General features: G+C 72.9%; 19 protein-coding genes. 2 read left to right on the forward strand and 17 right to left on the reverse strand.

Translation table 11 applies throughout. From position 1 onward, the window contains the following. Window positions 1–55: 55 nt before the first annotated feature. The 10 genes from FB474_RS08710 to pdxT all read right to left on the reverse strand — a co-directional run bounded on the left by FB474_RS08710 (window position 56) and on the right by pdxT (window position 10358). Window positions 56–2332, reverse strand: a complete 2277-nt coding sequence (locus tag FB474_RS08710) for a RelA/SpoT family protein (protein ID WP_141789891.1) — start codon at window positions 2330–2332, stop codon at window positions 56–58. 79 nt (window positions 2333–2411) lie between these two features. Beyond that, window positions 2412–2948, reverse strand: coding sequence for an adenine phosphoribosyltransferase (locus FB474_RS08715; RefSeq protein WP_185746099.1), 537 nt, complete (start codon window positions 2946–2948; stop codon window positions 2412–2414). Between the two features lie 8 nt (window positions 2949–2956). Continuing rightward, window positions 2957–4126, reverse strand: a complete 1170-nt coding sequence (gene secF / locus FB474_RS08720; RefSeq protein WP_141788288.1) for a protein translocase subunit SecF — start codon at window positions 4124–4126, stop codon at window positions 2957–2959. Further along, window positions 4123–5901 carry a protein translocase subunit SecD gene (gene secD, locus FB474_RS08725; protein WP_141788289.1) on the reverse strand — a complete coding sequence of 593 codons (1779 nt, stop codon included), beginning with the start codon at window positions 5899–5901 and terminating at the stop codon, window positions 4123–4125. Before secD ends, secF begins: the two co-directional genes overlap by 4 nt. Before the next feature lie 2 nt (window positions 5902–5903). Beyond that, entirely contained in the window at window positions 5904–6332 is a 429-nt protein-coding gene (gene yajC, locus FB474_RS08730) for a preprotein translocase subunit YajC (protein ID WP_141788290.1), read from the reverse strand. A 231-nt stretch (window positions 6333–6563) separates the two neighbouring features. Further along, window positions 6564–7688: a Holliday junction branch migration DNA helicase RuvB gene (ruvB, locus tag FB474_RS08735; protein ID WP_141788291.1), complete on the reverse strand. Its 1125-nt coding sequence runs from the start codon at window positions 7686–7688 to the stop codon at window positions 6564–6566. Further along, window positions 7685–8284, reverse strand: coding sequence for a Holliday junction branch migration protein RuvA (gene ruvA, locus FB474_RS08740; RefSeq protein WP_141788292.1), 600 nt, complete (start codon window positions 8282–8284; stop codon window positions 7685–7687). Before ruvA ends, ruvB begins: the two co-directional genes overlap by 4 nt. Beyond that, window positions 8281–8805, reverse strand: coding sequence for a crossover junction endodeoxyribonuclease RuvC (gene ruvC, locus FB474_RS08745; protein WP_141788293.1), 525 nt, complete (start codon window positions 8803–8805; stop codon window positions 8281–8283). The genes ruvA and ruvC overlap by 4 nt, the downstream gene beginning before the upstream one ends. A gap of 95 nt (window positions 8806–8900) precedes the next feature. Next, complete coding sequence (locus tag FB474_RS08750) at window positions 8901–9656, reverse strand: YebC/PmpR family DNA-binding transcriptional regulator (RefSeq protein WP_141788294.1); 756 nt, start codon at window positions 9654–9656, stop codon at window positions 8901–8903. Between the two features lie 78 nt (window positions 9657–9734). Continuing rightward, window positions 9735–10358: a pyridoxal 5'-phosphate synthase glutaminase subunit PdxT gene (pdxT, locus tag FB474_RS08755; RefSeq protein WP_246092099.1), complete on the reverse strand. Its 624-nt coding sequence runs from the start codon at window positions 10356–10358 to the stop codon at window positions 9735–9737. A gap of 43 nt (window positions 10359–10401) precedes the next feature. Here pdxT and kynU point away from each other — a divergent pair, with 43 nt between their 5' ends. Then, complete coding sequence (kynU, locus tag FB474_RS08760) at window positions 10402–11646, forward strand: kynureninase (protein ID WP_141788296.1); 1245 nt, start codon at window positions 10402–10404, stop codon at window positions 11644–11646. On the opposite strand, the gene FB474_RS08765 is transcribed toward kynU, so the two are convergent. From FB474_RS08765 to pgsA, 7 genes are all read right to left on the reverse strand, one after another. Beyond that, the gene (locus FB474_RS08765; protein ID WP_141788297.1) at window positions 11639–13111 is read right to left on the reverse strand and encodes a DNA-3-methyladenine glycosylase 2 family protein; all 1473 of its coding nucleotides are present in this window, start codon (window positions 13109–13111) and stop codon (window positions 11639–11641) included. The genes kynU and FB474_RS08765 overlap by 8 nt on opposite strands. Before the next feature lie 79 nt (window positions 13112–13190). Next, window positions 13191–14204, reverse strand: coding sequence for an RNA polymerase subunit sigma-70 (locus FB474_RS08770; protein WP_141788298.1), 1014 nt, complete (start codon window positions 14202–14204; stop codon window positions 13191–13193). A gap of 175 nt (window positions 14205–14379) precedes the next feature. Beyond that, complete coding sequence (gene pdxS, locus FB474_RS08775; protein WP_141788299.1) at window positions 14380–15294, reverse strand: pyridoxal 5'-phosphate synthase lyase subunit PdxS; 915 nt, start codon at window positions 15292–15294, stop codon at window positions 14380–14382. Window positions 15295–15445: 151 nt separating this feature from the next. Then, on the reverse strand, window positions 15446–16003 hold the full coding sequence (locus FB474_RS08780; protein WP_246092100.1) for a LemA family protein: 558 nt from the start codon (window positions 16001–16003) through the stop codon (window positions 15446–15448). Next, a complete protein-coding gene (locus tag FB474_RS08785) occupies window positions 16000–17190 on the reverse strand; it encodes a glycosyltransferase family 4 protein (RefSeq protein WP_141788300.1) in 1191 nt (396 codons plus the stop codon). Before FB474_RS08785 ends, FB474_RS08780 begins: the two co-directional genes overlap by 4 nt. After that, a complete protein-coding gene (locus FB474_RS08790) occupies window positions 17187–18134 on the reverse strand; it encodes a phosphatidylinositol mannoside acyltransferase (RefSeq protein ID WP_141788301.1) in 948 nt (315 codons plus the stop codon). The genes FB474_RS08785 and FB474_RS08790 overlap by 4 nt, the downstream gene beginning before the upstream one ends. Further along, on the reverse strand, window positions 18131–18742 hold the full coding sequence (pgsA, locus tag FB474_RS08795; RefSeq protein ID WP_141788302.1) for a phosphatidylinositol phosphate synthase: 612 nt from the start codon (window positions 18740–18742) through the stop codon (window positions 18131–18133). The genes FB474_RS08790 and pgsA overlap by 4 nt, the downstream gene beginning before the upstream one ends. A 69-nt stretch (window positions 18743–18811) precedes the next feature. Here pgsA and FB474_RS08800 point away from each other — a divergent pair, with 69 nt between their 5' ends. Next, complete coding sequence (locus FB474_RS08800; RefSeq protein ID WP_141788303.1) at window positions 18812–20926, forward strand: elongation factor G-like protein EF-G2; 2115 nt, start codon at window positions 18812–18814, stop codon at window positions 20924–20926. Window positions 20927–20943: the final 17 nt, after the last annotated feature.

The following is a 20943-nucleotide window of genomic DNA, read 5'->3' on the forward strand; positions in this document are numbered from 1 at the left end:
TTTCTCGGGTTTGGAGGCCCTCCAAACCCGAGAAACGTCCCTCTCGGCGCGTGGGCTACTGCTGCTTGACGGGCGCCTTGCCGCCGGTGATCCGGTAGACGTCGAAGACGCCGTCGATCTTGCGGACCGCCTTGATGACGTGGTCGAGGTGGCCGGGGTCGCCCATCTCGAAGGTGAACTTGCTCATCGCCACGCGGTCGCGGGTCGTCTGCACGCTCGCCGACAGGATGTTGACGTGGTGGTCCGAGAGCACCCGGGTGACGTCGGAGAGCAGCCGGTTGCGGTCGAGCGCCTCGACCTGCAGCTGCACGAGGAACACGCTGCCGGCGGACGGGGCCCACTCGACGTCGATCAGCCGGTCCGGCTGGGCGAGCAGCGACTCGGCGTTGGTGCAGTCGGCGCGGTGCACCGACACGCCGCTCCCCCGGGTGACGAAGCCGATGATCGGGTCGCCGGGCACGGGCGTGCAGCACCGGGCCAGCTTGACCCAGACGTCGGCGGTGCCGACGACCACGACACCGGGGTCGCCGCTGCGGCGACGCACCCCGCGGGTCGGCATGGTCGCCTCGGCGAGGTCCTCGCTGGCACCCTCCTCCCCGCCCAGGGACGCCACGAGCCGGCCCACCACGTGCTGGGCGCTGACGTGCCCCTCGCCCACCGCGGCATACAGGGCGGAGATGTCGGCGTAGCGCAGCTCGCCGGCCAGGCCGGCCAGGGACTCGTGGGACATGAGGCGCTGCAGGGGCAGACCCTGCTTGCGCATCGCCTTGGCGATCGCGTCCTTGCCCTGCTCGATGGCCTCCTCGCGGCGCTCCTTGGAGAACCACTGGCGGATCTTGTTGCGGGCGCGCGGGCTCTTGACGAAGGTCAGCCAGTCGCGCGAGGGCCCGGCACCGTCGGCCTTGGAGGTGAGCACCTCGACGACGTCGCCGTTCTCCAGCGGGCTCTCCAGCGGCACCAGCCGGCCGTTGACCCGGCCGCCGATGCAGTGGTGGCCGACCTCGGTGTGCACCGCGTAGGCGAAGTCGACCGGGGTCGAGCCGGCCGGCAGCGCGATGACCTCGCCCTTGGGCGTGAAGACGTAGACCTCGCGGGCGTTGATCTCGAACCGCAGCGAGTCCAGGAACTCGCCCGGGTCGGAGGTCTCCCGCTGCCACTCCAGCAGCTGGCGCAGCCACGCCATGTCGCTGATCGGCCCGGTCTCGCCGTCCTTGGGCTGGGCCTGGCCGCTGCCCGGCGCGTCCTCCTTGTACTTCCAGTGCGCCGCGACGCCGTACTCCGCGCGCCGGTGCATGGTGTGCGTGCGGATCTGGATCTCGACCGGCTTGCCCTCGGGCCCGATGACCGTCGTGTGCAACGACTGGTACATGTTGAACTTGGGCATCGCGATGTAGTCCTTGAACCGCCCAGGCACCGGGTTCCACCGGGCGTGCAGCGCGCCGAGCGCCGCGTAGCAGTCGCGGACCGTGTCGACCAGCACCCGCACCGCGACGAGGTCGTAGATCTCCTCGAAGTCGCGGCCGCGCACGATCATCTTCTGGTAGACGGAGTAGTAGTGCTTGGGCCGGCCCGTCACCGTCGCCTTGATCTTGGCCGCCCGCAGGTCGTTGTTGACCTGCTCGCGCACCCCGGCGAGGTACTCCTCCCGGGCCGGCGCCCGCTCGGCCACCAGGCGCACGATCTCGTCGTAGACCTTGGGGTACAGGGTCGCGAAGGACAGGTCCTCCAGCTCCCACTTGATGGTGTTCATGCCCAGCCGGTGCGCCAGCGGGGCGTAGATCTCCAGGGTCTCGCGGGCCTTGCGCTGCGCCGACTCCTGCGAGACGTAGCGCCAGGTGCGGGCGTTGTGCAGCCGGTCGGCCAGCTTGATGACCAGCACCCGGATGTCGCGGGCCATCGCCACGACCATCTTGCGCACGGTCTCGGCCTGGGCCGCGTCGCCGTAGGTGACCTTGTCGAGCTTGGTCACCCCGTCCACGAGCATCGCGACCTCGGGCCCGAAGTCGCGGGTGAGGTCCTCCAGGCTGTATGCCGTGTCCTCGACCGTGTCGTGCAGCAGCGCGGCGGCCAGCGTGGCCGGCGTCATGCCCAGCTCGGCCAGGATCGTGGCCACGGCCAGCGGGTGGGTGATGTAGGGGTCGCCGCTCTTGCAGAGCTGGCCGCGGTGGGCCTGCTCCGCGACGGCGTAGGCCTGCTCGATGACCGTCAGGTCAGCCTTGGGGTGGGTCGCCCGGACGGTGCGCAGCAGCGGCTCGAGGACGCGGTAGGTCCCCTGGCGCGGACCGCCGAAGCGGGCCAGCCGCGCGCGGACGCGCGGGATCGGCCCGGTCATGGGCTCGACCTGCGTGGGGGCGGAGGTTCCGGTCGTGCCGCCCGCGACGTCCTCGTTCATGACAGGAGTCTATGTGCCCTCACACGGTGAGGATGGTGTGGACCTCACGACCCGCCAGCTTGGCCCGGCCCTCGAGGAAGCCGAGCTCGATGACGGCCTCGAAGGCCACGACCTCGGCCCCGGCGCGCTCGAGCAGCGTGCAGGTCGCCTCGGCCGTGCCGCCGGTGGCGAGCACGTCGTCGATGACCAGCACGTGGGCGCCGGCGACGAACGCATCGGCGTGCACCTCGATGTGCGCGCTGCCGTACTCCAGGTCGTACTCCACGCCCAGGGTCTCCCCCGGCAGCTTGCCCGCCTTGCGGACCGGCACGAAGCCGATGCCGAGCTCGTAGGCCACGGCGGCGCCGAGGATGAACCCGCGCGCCTCGATGCCGACGATGTGGTCGACCCGGCCGCGGTAGCGGTCGGCGATGTCGCGGACGACTGCGGCCAGAGCCGCCCCGTCGGACAGCAACGGGGTGAAGTCCTTGAAGGCCACGCCGGGCTCGGGGAAGTCGGGGATGTCGCGCAGGTGGTCGGAGACCACCTGCGCGATGGACTGCTCTTCGGTGCTCAAAGCTCTCCTCAGCGCTTGCTCTTGGGCGGGCGCTTGGGCTGGTTGCGGGGTCCGCCGCTGACGTAGGGGTGCACCGGGCGCGACGCCCGGCCGGCGCCGGCCGCGGCCGGCTCCCGGTGGGAGCCCGCGGTCTCGTCCCCGGCGGTGGCCGACGCGTCGGCCTCGCCGGCCTCCTCGGCCCTGGCCTCGTCGCGAGTCCGGGCCGCCTGGTAGCGCTTGGCGCGCTTGGCCAGGTCCTTCATCGCCGGCTCGCGCTCACGCAGGTCGGCGAGCAGCGGGGTGGCGATGAAGATCGAGGAGTAGGTGCCGGCCGCGATACCGACGAACAGCGCCAGGCTCAGGTCCACCAGCACGCCGGGGCCGAGCAGGACCGAGCCGATGACGAGGATCGCCGCGACCGGAAGCAGGGCCACGACCGAGGTGTTGATCGAGCGCACCAGGGTCTGGTTGACCGCGCGGTTGGCGGCCTGGGAGTAGCTCATCCGGCCGTTGGCGACTGCCTGGCCGGTGTTCTCGCGCACCTTGTCGAAGACGACGACGGTGTCGTAGAGGGAGTAGCCGAGGATCGTCAGGAAGCCGATCATCGACGCCGGCGTGATCTCGAAGCCGAACAGCGCGTAGATGCCGACGGTGATGACCAGGTCGTGGACCAGCGCGATGAGGCCGGCCGCGGACATCTTCCAGGTGCGGAAGTACAACGCCATGGTCAGCGCGACGAGCACGAGGAACCAGATGAGGGCGGTGATCGCCTTCTGGCTGACCGAGGCACCCCAGGAGGCGCCGATGAAGGACGCGGAGATCTTGTTCTCGTCGACGCCGAACGCCTTGGCCAGGTTGGCCCGGGCGTCCTCGGTCTGGGTGTCGCTGAGCTTCTCGGTCTGGACGCGCACGGAGTCGCTGCCGAGCTTGGTGACCACGACGTCGGCGCCCTGGTTCAGGCCGCCGAGGGCGTCCTTGGCCTTGGCCTCGTAGCCCTGCGTCGTGCTGACACCGGAGACGCGCAGCTCGGAGCCGCCGCGGAACTCCAGGCCGAGGTTGAGGCCCCGGGCGAAGATGCCCACGAGGGCCAGCACGAGGATCACGCCGGAGATGGCGTACCACGTCTTCTGGCGCCCGACGAAGTCGATCGACCGCTTGCCGGTGTAGAGGTCGTTGCCGAACTGGGCGAAGCTCGTCATGACTGCGCGCTCTCCTCTGCCGCGCGGCGCGCAGCGATCGTGACCCGGCCGCGACCGGCATACAGCGGTTGCTTCGCGCCGAGGCGCTCGGGGTCGAAGCCCGACCACTTGTGGCCCTCGCCGAAGAACTTCGTGTTGGCGAGGATGGCGACGATCGGGTGGGTGAACAGGAAGACCACGGCCACGTCGATGATGGTCGTCAGCATCAGCGTGAAGGCGAAGCCGCGCACGTTGCTCGTGGCCAGGATGTAGAGCACCATCGCCGCCAGCATGTTGACGCCGTCGGCGACCAGGATGGTGCGGCGGGCGCGGGCCCAGCCGGTCTCCACGGCCTGGCGCAGGAGCCGGCCCTCACGCACCTCGTCACGCACGCGTTCGAAGAACACGATGAACGAGTCGGCGGTGATACCGATCGACACGATCAGGCCGGTGACGCCGGCGAGGGTGAGCCGGAAGCCGTGCGACCAGCCCAGCAGTGCCACCGTCACGTAGGTCAGCAACGAGGCGATGACCAGCGACGCGACCGTGACGAAGCCCAGCGCGCGGTACTGGAACAGCGAGTAGATGACGACCAGCAGCAGGCCGATGAGGCCGGCGAGCAGGCCCTTCTGGAGCTGGTCGGTGCCCAGCGTGGGGCTGACCTGCTCCTCGGTCTGCGGGGTGAACGACATCGGCAGGGCGCCGAACTTCAGCTGGTCGGCCAGGGTCTTGGCGCTGGCCTCGGTGAAGTTGCCGGTGATGCTCGCGGTGCCCGCGGTGATCGCGCTCTGGGTGACCGGCGCGGAGAGCACCTGGCTGTCGAGCACGATGGCGAACTGGTTGCGCGGCTGCGGCAGCGAGACCAGGCGCGAGGTGACGTCACCGAACTTCTTGGTGCCGTTGGAGTCGAACTTCAGCTGGATCTCGACCTGGTTGGTCTGGGCGCCCTGCTGCGTCGTCTGGAAGCCGGAGGTGGCGTCGGCGATGTCGGTGCCGACGACCTCGGCCGGGCCGAGGATGTACTTGGCGGTGCGGTCCTGGGAGCAGGTCACCAGCGGCTTGGCCGGGTCGTCGACCAGCGTCGCCAGCTTGGCCTCGACCGCCTTGTCGGAGCAGTTCAGCGCGGTGAACTGCTTCTCGATGTCGGGGGTGATCCACGCCAGGTCGCTGGCGTCCTTGGGCTTGGTGCCGGTCGTGCCGGTCGAGCCCGTGGTGCCGGTCGCCGAGGGGGTCGGCGTGGGCGTGGTGTCCTGGCTCAGCGCCGGCGGGAAGGCCGACTTGGCGCTGGTGGTCGCGGTGCCTGCCGGCGCGGTGGCCTTGGAGCCCGAGCTCGGCGTGGCGCTCGGCGTGCCCGACGGCGCGGTGGCGGTGCCGGTGGACGTCGGCGTCGGCTGCGGGGCGCCGGCGGCCTCGACCAGCACGGCGCGGAAGCGCAGCTGCGAGGAACGCTTCAGGGAGTCGATCGTGGCCTTGTCCGGGGTGCCGGGCAGGGAGACCACGACGTTCGAGCCGCCCTGGGTGGTCACCTCGGCCTCGGAGACGCCGGTGCTGTCGACGCGCTGGCGCATGATGTCGACGGCCTGGTTGATCTGGTCCTGGCTGATGGAGCCGCCGTTGGTGATGACCGGCTTGAGGATGAGCTGGGTGCCGCCCTCGAGGTCGAGGCCGAGCTTGGGGGTCCACTGGGCGCTGCCCCAGGTCACGACGGCCGCCAGCAGGCCGTAGAGGCCCACGATGAGCACGGCCAGCGCCGCCAGGGTGCGCAGCGGCTTGCGGTTGCGCGGGTTGATCGCCACGGTCAGTCCCGCTCCCCGGTGGTGTCCGGGCGCTCCGCCGGCGTGCTGCCCTCGGCCGGCACGTCGGCGGGCGTCTCGGCGGGAGTCTCGGTGCGTGCCTCGGCGGGCTCGGACGCGGCGGCCTCCGGGGAGGACGTGGCCGCGGCCGGGGCGGGGCCACCGATGGCGCGGCGGTCGAAGCGCACCAGCACGCCCGGGCTGACCTCGAGGGTGACCACGGTGTCGTCGATGGCGCTGATGCGCCCGAGCAGGCCCGAGGTCGTGGTCACCTCGTCGCCGACCTTGAGGCCGCTCTGCACGGCCTGCACCTCGCGCTGGCGACGCCGCTGCGTCATGAACATGAACGCGATCAGCAGGATCGGCAGGGCGAAGATGAGCAGGTTGCCGAGGCCGGCCCCCGAAGAGGCGGCCGCGGGGGCCAGTGACGACATGAGTCAGTCCTTCACGACAGTTGGGTTGACACGCACCACTGGGGACAACGTCCCCGGACGCGCGGAAGTCCCGGACGGGGCCGGTGCGTTCGCGTGAGTCTAGGTGAGCGGCACCACAGGCACCAAGGAACCCCACCCATGCGCGGCCATTTCGTGATGAACCCGGAGGTATGCCGCGAGCCCGCCACCGCGGCTGGACCGGCAACCCGGCAGGTGGCCACCCCTGCGCCCTCAGCCGCCGAAGCGGCCACCCTCGCCGTCACCGAACGGCAGCGGCTGGGCGACCCCGAGGTCGGCCGGGGCTGGCGGGGTCAGGCCGAGGTGCTGCCAGGCCAGCGGGGCCGCGGCCCGGCCACGCGGGGTGCGGATCATGAAGCCCTCGCGCACGAGGTAGGGCTCGGCCACCGTCTCGACCGTGTCGGACTCCTCACCCACGGCCACCGCGAGGGTGGACAGGCCGACGGGCCCGCCTGCGAACCGGCGGCACAGGGCCTCGAGCACGGCCCGGTCGAGCCGGTCCAGGCCCTTGTCGTCGACGTCGAACAGGGCCAGGGCGGTGTGCGCGGCCTTCTCGTCGACCACCCCGCGCCCGTGCACCTGCGCCCAGTCGCGGACCCGGCGCAGCAGCCGGTTGGCGATGCGGGGGGTGCCACGCGAGCGTCCCGCGATCTCGGAGATGCCCCGCGGGTGGGCCTTGACCTCCAGCAGCCGGGCCGAGCGCATGAGGATCTGCTCGAGGTCCTCGGCGGCGTAGTAGTCGAGGTGGCCGGTGAAGCCGAACCGGTCCCGCAGCGGAGCCGGCAGCAGGCCGGAGCGGGTGGTGGCGCCGACGACGGTGAACGGCGGCAGCTCCAGCGGGATGGCGGTGGCGCCGGGGCCCTTGCCGACGACCACGTCGACCCGGAAGTCCTCCATCGCCAGGTAGAGCATCTCCTCGGCGGCCCGGGACATGCGGTGGATCTCGTCGAGGAAGAGCACCTCGCCCTCGGCCAGCGAGGACAGGATCGCCGCGAGGTCGCCTGCATGCTGGATCGCCGGGCCGCTGGTGATGCGGATCGGCTGCTCGAGCTCGGCGGCCACGATCATGGCGAGGGTGGTCTTGCCCAGGCCGGGCGGACCGGAGAGCAGCACGTGGTCCGGGGGTGCCCCGCGGCGCCGGGCGGCCTCGAGCACCAGGCCGAGCTGGTCACGCACGCGCGTCTGCCCGGCGTAGTCGGCCAGGCGCCGGGGCCGCAGGGCCGCCTCGACGCGGCGCTCGTCGTCGTCGCTGCCGGAGTCCATGACCCGGTTGGTCGTCGCCTCGAACGAGCCGTCCGAGTAGATCTCGTAGGTGCCCGCAGGCAGGTCGCGGCTCATCGCCCGAGCTCCCGCAGCGCGGCGCGCAACAGCGTGGCCACCGTGGCATCGGCGGGGGCGTCGGCCGCGACGGTCTCGACGGCGTCGTCGGCCTGCTTGGCCGACCAGCCGAGGCCGACGAGGGCCTCGTGGACCTGGCCCCGCCACGGGGCGCCGCTGCCATTGCCACTGACCACGACGGGGGCGGCGCCGGTGGGCAGGCCGATCTTGTCGCGCAGCTCGAGCACGATGCGCTCGGCGCCCTTCTTGCCGATGCCGGGCACCTTGGTCAGCGCGTGGATGTCGCCGTCGGAGACGGCGCGGCGCAGGGCGTCCGGGGCGTGCACCGCGAGCATGGCCAGGGCCAGGCGCGGCCCGACCCCGGAGACGGTCTGGACCAGCTCGAAGACCTGGCGCTCGTCCTCGTCGGCGAAGCCGTAGAGGGTCAGCGACTCCTCGCGCACGACCAGGGTGGTGGCCAGGCTGGCCGCGGACCCGGGGCGCAGGCCGGCGGCGGTGCCGGGGGTGGTGTGCACGAGCAGCCCCACTCCCCCGACCTCCACCACGGCCGAGTCGAGGCCCACGGACAGCACCGGGCCGCGGACGGAGGCGATCACCGGGCACCGCCCCGCGCCGCCGCGGCGGCGCGCTGCAGGCGGTCCTGGGCCCCGCCACGCCATACGTGGCAGATGGCCAGGGCCAGGGCGTCGGCGGCGTCGGCCGGCTGGGGCCGGGTGTCGAGCCGCAGGATGCGGGTCACCATCGTGGTCACCTGGGCCTTGTCCGCGCGGCCGCTGCCGGTGACGGCAGCCTTGACCTCGCTCGGGGTGTGCATGGCAAGGGGCAGGCCGCGCTCGGCGGCCGCGAGCATCGCCACGGCCGAGGCCTGGGCGGTGCCCATGACGCTGCGCAGGTTGGCCTGGGCGAACACCCGCTCGACGGCGATCGCGTCGGGCTGGTAGCGGTGCAGCCACTGCTCGAGCTCGCTGCGCAGGGTGTGCAGGCGCAGGTGGGTCTCCTGGGCGGCCGGGGTGCGGATCACGCCGACGCCGACCATCCGCAGCGGCTGGCCGAGCCCACCGTCGACCACGCCGATGCCGCAGCGGGTCAGGCCGGGGTCGACACCAAGCACGCGCACAACCGGCTCCTTGCCACGACGATCACCGAACACCTGTTCGGAGAGAAACCTACCGTGCCGGCGGCGCGCCACGACAGCGACGCGCCGCCCACCGGTCACTCCTCGTCGAGCTCGGCGAGGATGTCGTCGCTGACGTCGCCGTTGGCCCAGACGTTCTGCACGTCGTCGCTGTCCTCGAGGGCGTCGATGACGCGGAACATCTTGCGGGCGCCGTCGGCGTCGAGCTCGACCTGCAGGGTCGGCACGAAGGAGGCCTCGGCCGAGTCGTAGTCGATCCCCGCGCCCTGGAGGGCGGTGCGGACGGCGACGAAGTCACCGGCCTCGCTGATGATCTCGAAGGACTCGCCGAGGTCGTTGACCTCCTCGGCGCCGGCGTCGAGGACCACCTCGAGCAGGTCGTCCTCGGTCAGGTCGCCCTTGGGCACGATGACGACACCCTTGCGGGTGAAGACGTAGGACACGCTGCCCGGGTCGGCGAGCTGGCCGCCGTTGCGGGTCAGCGCGGTGCGCACCTCGGCCGCCGCGCGGTTGCGGTTGTCGGTGAGGCACTCGATCAGCACGGCCACGCCGTTGGGGGCGTAGCCCTCGTACATGATCGTCTGCCAGTCGGCGCCGCCCGCCTCGGCGCCGGAGCCGCGCTTGACGGCGCGGTCGATGTTGTCGTTGGGGACCGAGGTCTTCTTGGCCTTCTGGATGGCGTCGTAGAGCGTCGGGTTGCCCGCCGGGTCACCGCCGCCGGTGCGGGCCGCGACCTCGATGTTCTTGATCAGCTTGGCGAAGAGCTTGCCCCGCTTGGCGTCGATCGCAGCCTTCTTGTGCTTGGTCGTCGCCCATTTGGAGTGGCCGCTCATCGAGTCTCCCTATCCCTGCTCGGTATCCGTGAAATCCGCACGATCCTACTGACTGCCGCCCGGCTGTCGGCGCGTGGCTCAGGCCCGGGCCGCGCGCACCATCTGCACGAAGTAGTCGTGGACCCGGTGGTCGCCGGTCACCTCGGGGTGGAAGGAGGTCGCGAGCAGGTTGCCCTGGCGCACCGCCACGATGTGCCCTGCGGCCGGCCCGGACTCGACGGTGGCCAGCACCTGCACGCCCTCGCCGACCTGCTCCACCCAGGGCGCCCGGATGAAGACCGCGCGCACCGGGTCGCCGTCGGCCCCGACGACCTCGGGCATGTGCAGGTCCTCCTCGAACGAGTCGACCTGGCGGCCGAAGGCGTTGCGGCGCACCGTCATGTCCAGCCCGCCGAGCGTCTGCTGGTCGGGCCGCGCGTCGGCGATCCGGTCGGCGAGCATGATCATCCCGGCGCAGGAGCCGTAGGCAGGCATGCCGTCGGCGATCCGCTTGCGCAGCGGGTCGTAGAGCTCGAACGCCCGCACCAGCTTGTCCATCGTCGTCGACTCCCCGCCGGGGATGACGATCGCGTCGACCTCGTCGAGCTCGCGCGGCCGGCGCACGCCGGTGGCCTCGGCACCGAGGGAGGACAGGACGTGGACGTGCTCGCGGACGTCACCCTGGACGGCCAGCACGCCGATGCGAAGGGGGGAAGGGCTCACGCCCGCCAGCGTATGCCGTGCCGGTGACGCTACGTTGCGGGGTATGTCCCAGCACGCTGACCTGGCAGCCCGCGCGGGCGACCTCGACGCCACCTCCCCCCTGTCCGGCACCCGGGAGCGGTTCCTCGTCCCCGAGGGCGTCATCTACCTCGACGGCAACTCACTCGGGGCGCTGCCGGCCGCCGTGCCCGACGTGGTGCAGGACGTGGTCACCCGCCAGTGGGGCCAGCGCCTGATCCGGTCCTGGAACGAGTTCGACTGGTGGGGCGCCCCCGAGCGCACCGGTGACCGCATCGGCGCCCTGGTGGGCGCCGCCCCGGGACAGGTCGTGGTCACCGACTCGACCTCGGTCAACCTGTTCAAGGTCTTCGTCGCCGCAGGGCGGATGCGCCCCGGACGCCCCGTCGTGCTCACCGACGGCGGGTCGTTCCCCACCGACCTGCACATCCTGTCCTCGGTCGCCCGGCTGATGGACCTCGAGGTCGTGCGGGTGACCCACGAGCAGGCCGCCGGCGCCATCGCCGAGCACGCCGACCGGCTGGCCTGCATCGCCTTCTCCCAGGTGGACTACCGCAGCGGCGAGCTCTGGGACCTGCCCGGGCTGACCCGGGCCGCGCACGACGCCGGGGCGCTTGCCTGCTGGGACCTGTGCCACTCCGCCGGCGTGCACCCGGTCGGCCTGGACGAGCACGGGGTCGACCTCGCCGTCGGCTGCGGCTACAAGTACCTCAACGGCGGCCCGGGCGCCCCGGCGTTCCTCTACGTGGCGGCCCGCCACCAGGACGCCTTCGACCACCCGCTGACCGGCTGGCAGGGCCACGCGGCGCCGTTCGCGATGAGCCCGGACTACGCCCCCGCCCACGGGATCACCCGGGCCCGCGTGGGCACCGCTCCCCTGCTGTCGCTGCTGGGGCTGGAAGCCGCGCTCACGGCATACGACGGGCTGTCCATGGCCGACGTGCGGGCGCACAGCCAGTCGCTGACGGGCTTCTTCCTCGAGTGCCTCGACGGCCTCGGCCTCGACCTGCCGGTCGTCACGCCGCGGGATCCCGAGCGCCGCGGCTCGCAGGTCTCGCTGCGCCACCCCGAGGCCTACGCCGTCGTGCAGGCCCTCATCGCCCGCGGGGTGATCGGCGACTTCCGCGAGCCTGACGTCGTGCGGCTGGGGTTCGCCCCGCTCTACCTGTCCCACGCCGACGTCCTCGCCTCCGCCCAGCACCTGCTGGAGGTGCTGCGGGACAAGGAGTTCGAGCGGCCCGAGTTCGCGGCCCGGGCGGCGGTCACCTGAGGGGCGCCCGCCCCGGCTCGTCGGCCAGGGAGGACCACAGGTGCAGCGCGGCATAGGCCCGCCACGGGCGCCAGGCGTCCGCCCGCGAGGTGAGCGCCCGGGCGTCCATCGGGCTGCCGAGCCGCTCCAGCGCCTGGCGCAGGCCGAGGTCGGCGGCCGGGAAGGCGTCGGGGTCGCCGAGTGCCCGCATCGCGACGTAGTCGGCCGTCCACGGCCCGATGCCCTTGAGGGACAGCAGTGCCCGGCGGGTCTCCTCCCGGTCGGCCCCCGGGTCGAGGACGACCTCACCCCCGGCCACGGCGCTCGCGACCGCCCGCAGCGTGTCCATCCGCCCGGTGGTCAGGCCCAGGCCCGACAGGTCGGCCTCCGCCACCGACTCGGCCGTGGGGAACAGGTGGGTCACCGCACCGCTGGGGGCGTCCATCGGCTTGCCGAGCCGCTCGACCAGGCGCCCGGCCAGGGTGCGCGCCCCCTTGACCGTGACCTGCTGGCCGAGGACCGCCCGCACCGCCAGCTCGAAGCCGTCGACGTGGCCGGGCACCCGCACGCCGGGGCGACGCCGCACCAGCGGGGCGAGCAGCGGGTCGCGGGACAGCGCCCGGGACACCGCCTCAGGGTCGGCGTCGAGGTCGAACAGCCGCCGGGTGCGCTGCACGGCCGGGGTGAGGTCGCGCAGGTCCGCCAGCCGCAGCCGGGCCGTGACGTGTCCCTCGCCGGGATGGGGTGTCACGGTCACGACGCCGGCACCATGCGGCAGGCGCAGCGCCCGCCGGTAGCTCCTCCCGTCGCACTCCTCCACGCCGGGCACCGCCCGCAGCCCGAGGAAGTCCATCAGCGGCGCGTGGTCCAGCGGCAGCCGGTGGGCCAGCCGCAGCACGACCTCACCGGTGCCGTCGGCGGCCGCCCGCCGTCCCCGGCGCAGGTCCGTGGGCGCCGCGCCGAACGCCTCGCGGATGCTGTCGTTGAACTGCCGGACGCTGGCGTAGCCGGCCGCGAACGCCACGGACGTCACCGGCAGCTCGGTGGCCTCGAGCAGCAGCCGGGCCGTCTGCGCCCGCCGCATCCGCGCCAGGGCGAGCGGGCCGACACCGACCTCGGCGACCATGACCCGGTGCAGGTGGCGCTCGCTGACCGCCAGCCGCCGGGCCAGGGCGGCGACCCCGCCCTCGTCGACCGCCCCGTCGTTGACCAGCCGCAGCGCCCGCGCCACGAGGTCGGCGCGCACGTCCCAGTCCGCCGACCCCGGTGCCGCCTCGGGCCGGCACCGCTTGCACGCCCGGAACCCCGCCGCCTGCGCGGCCGCCGCCGTGGTGAAGAACGTGACGTTCTCCGGGTACGGCGTGCGCGCCGGGCAGCTGGGCCGGCAGTAGATGCCGGTGGTGCGCACCGCGGTGAAGAACCGCCCGTCGTGGCGCCGGTCCCGGCTGGCGATCGCGGCGTAGCGGGCCTCGAAGGTCTCGGTCACGCCACCATCATGGCGCGGCGGGACACCAGGAACTGGCGGTTTTCGGACGTCACCGCGGCGACCGGCACAGCGCCGGCCCTCACAGGGTCGCCGGCAGCCCGAGCTCGGCGAACAGCTGCGGCCCGAACGTGGTGATCTCGGCGACCAGGCCGTCGCGCACCCGCAGCACGTCGAGCTTGAACGCCCGGTATGCCGTGTCGCCCGGGCGGCGCAGGTAGCTCGCCGCGGCGGGCATCCGGTTCGCCGCCGTGGGCAGCAGGCGCCAGTCGCCGTCGCGGTCGGGGCCGAACGCCCGCTCCAGCAGCGCCGCAACCTGCTGCAGGCCGTCGAAGACCATCGGGTAGGGCGGCATGGTGACCCTCAGGTCCTGGGCCGAGATCGCCACCGCGGCCGCCGCGTCACACCGCTCGTGCGCGTCGATGAACGCCGCCAGCAGCGCCCGGTCCTGTTCGTCCAGCTCGGGTGCGGACCACTCGCCGCGGCGCTGCGGGAGCCGGTCGTGCAGCGTCGCCCGGGCCCGCTGGAGTGCACTGTTGGCCGCGGGCACGCTCGTGCCCAGCAGGTCCGCGGTCTCGCTGGCCGGCCAGCCCAGCACGTCGCGCACGATGAACGCGGCGCGCTGGCGCGGCGGCAGGGCCTGCATCGCCACGAGGAAGGCCAGCTCGATCGTCTCGCGGTCGACGGCCATGGCCTCGGGCTGCTCGCCGGTCGGCGCGGCCTCGTCGAGCAGCCGGTCCGGGTAGGGCGTCAGCCACGGCACCTCGGCGTGGCTCGAGGCGGCCACGGGCCGCCGTGACCGGCGCCGGATCGCGTCGAGGCAGACGTTGGTGGCGATGCGGTACAGCCAGGCCCGCTGCAGGGTGCTGCCGTCGAAGCCGTCCCGGCCGCGCCATGCACGCAGGAACGTCTCCTGGACCGCGTCCTCGGCCTCCTCGAACGAGGCGAGCATGCGGTAGCAGTGCACGTGCAGCTCGCGGCGGTGCCGAGCGGCCAGGACCGTGAATCCGGCCTCGCTGAGGTCGGCGACGCTCGCGGCCGGGCCGTTCCCGGCCCGGCTCTCCCCAGGCGCGGCGCTCGCGGGTGGACGGGTCATCAGGGTTCCAGTCTCCATGCCCGTTCAACGTCCGGCACGGCGAGGACTCATCGGTGCCCCGGTGAGCCGGCCACCCGGCATACCCGGACGACCGGGCCGGGACAGCAGGCGACCCCGGCACCCACCAGGGGTGCCGGGGTCCCTCACAGACCAGGCGGTATGCCGTGCGGCCGGGTCACCAGCCCCGCTCGGACAGGCGGTGCGGCTGGGGCAGCTCGTCGACGTTGATGCCGACCATGGCCTCGCCCAGGCCGCGCGAGACCTTGGCGATGACGTCGGGGTCGTCGAAGAAGGTCGTGGCCTTGACGATGGCCTCGGCGCGCTGAGCCGGGTTGCCGGACTTGAAGATGCCGGAGCCGACGAAGACGCCCTCGGCGCCGAGCTGCATCATCATCGCGGCGTCGGCCGGGGTGGCGATGCCGCCGGCGGTGAACAGCACCACGGGGAGCTTGCCGGCCTGCGCGACCTCCTTGACCAGCTCGTAGGGGGCCTGGAGCTCCTTGGCGGCGACGTAGAGCTCATCGGGGCTCATGGAGCGCAGCCGGTTGATCTCGGCGCGCAGGGTGCGCATGTGGGTGGTGGCGTTGGAGACGTCACCGGTGCCGGCCTCGCCCTTGGAGCGGATCATGGCCGCGCCCTCGGTGATGCGACGCAGGGCCTCGCCAAGGTTGGTGGCACCGCAGACGAAGGGGACGGTGAAGGCCCACTTGTCGATGTGGTTGGCGTAGTCGGCCGGGGTGAGCACCTCGGACTCGTCGATGTAGTCCACACCGAGGGACTGCAGCACCTGGGCCTCGACGAAGTGGCCGATGCGGGCCTTGGCCATGACCGGGATGGAGACGGCCTCGATGATGCCGTCGATCATGTCGGGGTCGCTCATGCGCGAGACGCCGCCCTGGGCGCGGATGTCGGCGGGGACCCGCTCGAGGGCCATGACGGCGACGGCGCCGGCGTCCTCGGCGATCCTGGCCTGCTCGGGGGTGACGACGTCCATGATGACGCCGCCCTTGAGCATCTCGGCCATGCCGCGCTTGACGCGCGAGGTGCCAGTGGTGGGTGCGGTGGCGGTGGTGCTCTCTTGCGCAGACACGGCTGAGCCTCTTCTTCGCTGTCTCAGGGTGGTACGGGACTACTCGCCATCGTAGAGGCACGCCACGGTCGGTCCGTGCCCGGTCAGGACAGGTGCGGTGCTCGTCACCCGGGCGTGCGGAACCCCCGGCCTTCCCCGGGCTGTGCGCCGCTCAGGCGTCGCGCAGCGCCGCCGGCAGGTCGTCGTCGATCTCGAAGGTCTGCGGCAGGGGCGTGTGGCCGGCCAGGCGCACCCAGCGGACCACCAGCTTGCGGCGGACCCGGCGCACGTCGATGACGGCGTCGTTGAGGAAGCGCCGCGCCAGCTGCACCCGCTGCCCGGCGGTGACCAGGCGCTTGAGGGCCAGGGCACCGACGGCGTCGTCGGCGCGCAGGCCGGCCACGACCTCCGGGGTCAGCGCCAGGTGCAGGGCCTCGGACAGCCCGCTCTCGACCACCTCCCGACCCTGCAGCGCCGCGTCGGTGGACTCCAGGGACTCCGAGGACGCCCCGGCCAGCAGCAGGGCGCTCGCCGGGTCGAGCAGGCCCGTGTTGGCCAGCTCCAGCGTGGCCTCGGCCCGGCGCACCAGCTGGGCGTCCAGCGCGGAGTGGGCGCCCTCGACCCGCACGTGCAGCCGGTCGAGGCGGGCCGCGGTGTAGGAGAGGTACCACGCCACCAGCGCGCAGGCCGCGAAGACGACGACCACCCAGAACAGCGTGCTCGACATCATGAGGCGCCCTCCGCACCACGGCCCCGCGTCCAGCGCGACCACATCGAGGCCGGCTCGCTGGCCGGCCGCACCACGGGGGCACCGGCGGTCACCGTCTCGTAGACCGCCATGACCTGGGCGGCGACCACCGACCAGTCGAAGATGTCGGCGCGCTTGCGCCCGCGCGCGGCGAGGTCGGCCCGCGCCGCCGGGTCCTGCAGCAGGCGGACCGCCTGCCGGGCGAGGTCCTCGGCGTCCTCGTTGCGGAACGTCGCCCCGGCGGCTCCGCCGTCGAGGACGCGCACGAACGCCGGCAGGTCGCTGGCCAGCACGGGCGCGCCCGCGCTCATCGCCTCCGCCAGGACGATGCCGAAGCTCTCGCCCCCGGTATGCGGCGCCAGGTAGAGGTCGACCGAGGCCAGCAGGCTCGCCTTGTCGGCGTCGCTGACCCCGCCGAGGAAGGTGCACGCGGCGGCGGACTCGGGTGACAGACGCTCGCGGGCCGCGTCGACGTCACCGTGGCCGGCCACGAGCACCCGCACCCCGGGCACGGCCCGCTGGATGAGCGGCAGGGCGCGGCTGAGGACCGGCAGGCCCTTGCGGGGCTCGTCGATCCGGCCGAGGAAGGCGATGGTCGGCGCCTCCGGGGTGCCCTGCCACTCGGGCCGCACCGGCGCCTCGGCGAAGCGGGCGACGTAGACGCCGTTGGGGATGACCACGGCGTCCCCGCCGAGGTGGGTGGTGACCGTGCGCCGGGCGTCCTCGGAGACCGCGATGCGCCCGTTGATCTTCTCCAGGCTGGGGCGCAGGACCGGGTAGGACGCCTGCATCGCGCGGGAGCGCAGGTTGGAGGTGTGGAAGGTCGCCACGACCGGGCCCTCGACCGCCCACAGCGCCAGGAGCGAGGTGCTCGGCGTGACCGGCTCGTGGATGTGCACCACGTCGAAGTTCCCGCGCTCGATCCACCGCCCGACGCGCCGCGCCGTCACCGGGCCGAACGCCAGCCGGGCCACGGAGCCGTTGTAGCGCACCGGGATCGCCCCGCCCGTGCCCTGGACGTAGTCGGGCAGGGGGGTGCCCTCGTCGGCCGGGGCGAGGACGGACACCTCGTGCCCCTCGGCGATGAAGTGCTCGGCCAGGTCCCGGACGTGGAACTGCACTCCCCCGGGGACGTCGAAGGAGTACGGGCAGACCATGCCGATCCTCACGCGGCCCCCTCGGCGCTCGCGACCGGCGTCCGCGCGGGGTCGAGGTCCTCGACGAACACCCGCTGCATCATGTGCCAGTCCTCGGTGTGCTCGCGGACCGCGCCGGTGAGGGCGTCGGCGCACGCCTGGGTCATCGTGGCGACCTTCTCGCGGGTGGCGCCGGTCGCCGGCACCTCGACCCGGTCGTGGAAGACGATGACCAGTTCGTACCCGCGGCCGGTCGCCCGCCGCTCGTAGTGCACCGACACCGGGTGCAGCGCCGCGCCGGTGGTCACGGCCAGCGCCGCCGGCCCGACGGCCATCCGTGCCCGGTGCCCGCAGAAGTCGACCTCGACACCACCCGCCGTCAGGTCCCGGTCGGCCAGCAGCGCGACGAACGCGCTGGCACGCAACGCCTTCGTCAGCTCCCGGAACACGTCGGACCCGCCGGTCAGCGGCAGGATCCGCATGCCCAGGCGCTCGCGGAAGCCGAGGAACTCGTCGTACAGCTCCTCGGGCTTGAGCCGCTCGGCGACGGTGGTGACCGGCGCGAGCTGCGTCGTCGACCAGGCCCCGGCCAGGTCCCAGTTGCCCATGTGCCCGAGGAACATCACCGCGGGCTTCCCCGCGCCGAGGTGCGCCCGCACCGGGGCGTCGCCGACCGTGCGCACCCGCGCCACGAGGTCGGCCTCGGTCAGGTCGGGCAGCCGGAACGCCTCGCACCAGTAGCGGAGGTAGGAGCGCATGCCCGCGCGCACGAGGGCGTCGAGGCCGGCCGCGTCCAGGTCGGGTCGGACCCGGGCGTAGTTGGCGCGCATGCGGGCCACCCCCGAGCCGCCGCGCCGGGCGGCGATGTCGGCGATGAGGTCGAACACGGCATACGCGAGGCGCTCGGGCAGGCGCCGGACCAGGGACCACCCGGCCCGGTATGCCGTGAGCGCGGCCCGGTCGGTCAGCCGGCTCACGCGGCCTCGAAGGCCTGGCGGCGCACGGTGAGCATCCGCTGGAAGACGGTGATGAGGCTCGCCACGGCCAGCAGCCCGAGCACGACACCGAGGACGACCTCCGGCAGGCCCAGGCCAACCAGGCCGGTGGCGAGGAGCACGGCGACGAGGCGGTCGGCGCGCTCGGCGATGCCGACGTTGGCGGTCATGCCCAGCCCCTCGGCCCGCGCCTTGGCGTAGCTGACCACGCTGCCGAGGATGAGGCAGGCCAGCGCCAGGGAGGCCATGACCGCGCTGTGCCCGGCGGAGGCGTAGTACAGGACGAGGCCACCGAAGATCGCGCTGTCGCCGACCCGGTCCAGGGTGGAGTCCAGGTAGGCGCCCCACCGGCTCGAGCGCCCGGACAGGCGGGCCATGACCCCGTCGATGGTGTCGGAGAAGACGAAGACGGCGATCACCACCGTCCCCCAGAAGAACTGGTGCCGGGGGTAGAACGCGAGGGCGCCGACGCACACCCCGATGGTCCCCACGATCGTCACGACGTCGGGGCTGATGCCCCACTTGAGGAACAGCCTGGCCACCGGCGTGAAGATGCGGGTGAAGAGGGCGCGCGCGAATCGGTTCAGCATGGTGGCCTCAGACTACTGATCGCGCGCTCAGGGGTTGTGTCGGCGCTGCGATGGGGCAATCGTGTCGACATGAGCGCGAAGAACACCCCGAACTCCCCCGGACCTTCGGCTCGCACGCCGCAGGAGCTGCGCAACGTCGTCCTGGTCGGCAACAGCGGGGGCGGCAAGACGGCGCTGTTCGAGGCCATGGTCGCAGCGACGACCCCCGACTACCGGCCGCGGGCGAGCGACGACCGCTCGATCCAGCTGTCCGTGGCCTCGGTCGCCACCGACGCCGCCGGACCCGAGGTCGTCGTCAACCTCATCGACACCCCCGGCTACCCCGACTTCGTCGGTGAGCTCCGGGCGGGACTGCGCGCCGCCGACGCCGCGATCTTCGTCGTGTCTGCCACCGACGGCGTCGACGGGGCGACGATGCTGCTCTGGGAGGAGTGCGCGGCGGTGGGCATGCCGAGGGCCATCGCGGTCTCCCGGCTCGATGCGAACCGGGCCGACTTCGAGGACACGCTGGCAACCTGCCAGCGTGTTCTTGGTGAGGGGGTGATGCCGCTCTACCTGCCCCTGACCGGTGGCGACGGCACCGTCACCGGCAACATCGGGCTGCTGACCCAGCAGGTGCACGACGTGAGCTCCGGCGCTCGCCATGCCCGGGAGGCCAGCGACGCCGAGCGCACCACCATCGACCCGCGTCGCTCGGAGCTGATCGAGGCGATCATCCAGGAGTCCGAGGACGACACCCTGCTCGACCGCTACCTCGCCGGTGAGCAGGTCGAGCTGGACACCGTCATCAGCGACCTGCTCACCGCGGTCTCCCGCGGCTCCTTCTACCCCGTCGTGCCGCTGTCAACGCTGGCCGGCGTGGGCGTGCACGAGCTGCTGCACCTCGTCGCCGCTGCGTTCCCGCCCCCGACCATGCACCCGCTGCCGGGCGCCACCACCCCCGACGGGGACCCGCTGCCGGCGCTGCGCTGCGACCCGTCCGCGCCGCTGGTCGCCGAGGTCGTGCGCACCACCAGTGACCCCTATGTCGGCCGCGTCAGTGTGGTGCGCGTGTTCAGCGGGACGCTGCACCCGGACAGCACGGTGCACGTGTCCGGCCACCTGGAGCGGTTCGCCGGGCACGACATCGAGGGCCACCCCGACCACGACGCCGACGAGAAGGTGGGCGTGCTGTCCTCCCCGCTCGGGGAGGTGCTGCGGCCCAAGGGGCCGGCCATCGCCGGGGACATCGTCGTCGTGGCCAAGCTGACCCGGGCCGAGACCGCCGACACGTTGAGCGACAAGGACTCCCCCGCCCTGGTCGAGCCGTGGGTGCTGCCGGACCCGCTGCTGCCCGTGGCGATCCACCCGGTCACCAAGTCCGACGAGGACAAGCTCGCGGCCGCCCTCCAGCGGCTGGTCGCCGAGGACCCGACGATGCGGATGGAGCACAACGCCGAGACCCACCAGGTCGTGCTCTGGACCATGGGCCAGGCCCACGTCGACGTGCTGCTCGAGCGGCTGCGGGAGCGCTACGGCGTCAACGTCGAGGCCGAGCCGCTGAAGGTGGCCCTGCGGGAGACCTTCGTCGCCGCCGCCAGCGGGCACGGCCGGCACGTCAAGCAGAGCGGCGGGCACGGGCAGTACGCCATCTGCGACATCACGGTGGAGCCGCTGGAGCGCGGCGCGGGCTTCGAGTTCGTGGACAAGGTGGTCGGCGGGGCCGTGCCCCGGCAGTTCATCCCCAGCGTGGAGAAGGGGGTGCGCGCCCAGCTGGAGAAGGGCGTCATCGCCGGCTACCCGATGGTCGACGTGCGCATCACCCTGACCGACGGCAAGGCCCACTCGGTCGACTCCAGCGACATGGCGTTCCAGACGGCGGGGGCGCTCGCGCTGAAGGACGCGGCCTCACCCACCACGGTGGTGCTGCTCGAGCCGGTGGACCTGGTCGCCGTCGTCGTCGCCGACGAGCACGTGGGCGCGGTCATGACCGACCTGCAGACCCGCCGCGGACGGGTCATCGGCACCGAGCCGGGGGTGCCCGGCCGCACCACCATCAACGCCGAGGTCCCGCAGACGGAGATCACCCGCTACGCCATCGACCTTCGCTCGGTGTCACACGGCACGGGCGTCTTCACCCGGGAGATGCTGCGCTACGAGCCGATGCCGCCGGCCCTGGCCAAGGCCCACCTCGAGGCGCACTGACTGCCCACGGGCTCCCG

Origin of the sequence: Oryzihumus leptocrescens (genome assembly GCF_006716205.1) — a bacterium.
GTDB lineage: Bacteria > Actinomycetota > Actinomycetes > Actinomycetales > Dermatophilaceae > Oryzihumus > Oryzihumus leptocrescens.

Bases quoted from the DNA above. Each gene is read 5' to 3' on its own strand.
- FB474_RS08710 (WP_141789891.1), bottom strand. From the start codon at position 2,332: ATGACCGGGCCGATCCCGCGCGTCCGCGCGCGGCTGGCCCGCTTCGGC.
- secF (WP_141788288.1), bottom strand. From the start codon at position 4,126: ATGACGAGCTTCGCCCAGTTCGGCAACGACCTCTACACCGGCAAGCGG.
- yajC (WP_141788290.1), bottom strand. From the start codon at position 6,332: ATGTCGTCACTGGCCCCCGCGGCCGCCTCTTCGGGGGCCGGCCTCGGC.
- ruvB (WP_141788291.1), bottom strand. From the start codon at position 7,688: ATGAGCCGCGACCTGCCTGCGGGCACCTACGAGATCTACTCGGACGGC.
- FB474_RS08750 (WP_141788294.1), bottom strand. From the start codon at position 9,656: ATGAGCGGCCACTCCAAATGGGCGACGACCAAGCACAAGAAGGCTGCG.
- kynU (WP_141788296.1), top strand. From the start codon at position 10,402: ATGTCCCAGCACGCTGACCTGGCAGCCCGCGCGGGCGACCTCGACGCC.
- FB474_RS08770 (WP_141788298.1), bottom strand. From the start codon at position 14,204: ATGACCCGTCCACCCGCGAGCGCCGCGCCTGGGGAGAGCCGGGCCGGG.
- FB474_RS08780 (WP_246092100.1), bottom strand. From the start codon at position 16,003: ATGATGTCGAGCACGCTGTTCTGGGTGGTCGTCGTCTTCGCGGCCTGC.
- pgsA (WP_141788302.1), bottom strand. From the start codon at position 18,742: ATGCTGAACCGATTCGCGCGCGCCCTCTTCACCCGCATCTTCACGCCG.
- FB474_RS08800 (WP_141788303.1), top strand. From the start codon at position 18,812: ATGAGCGCGAAGAACACCCCGAACTCCCCCGGACCTTCGGCTCGCACG.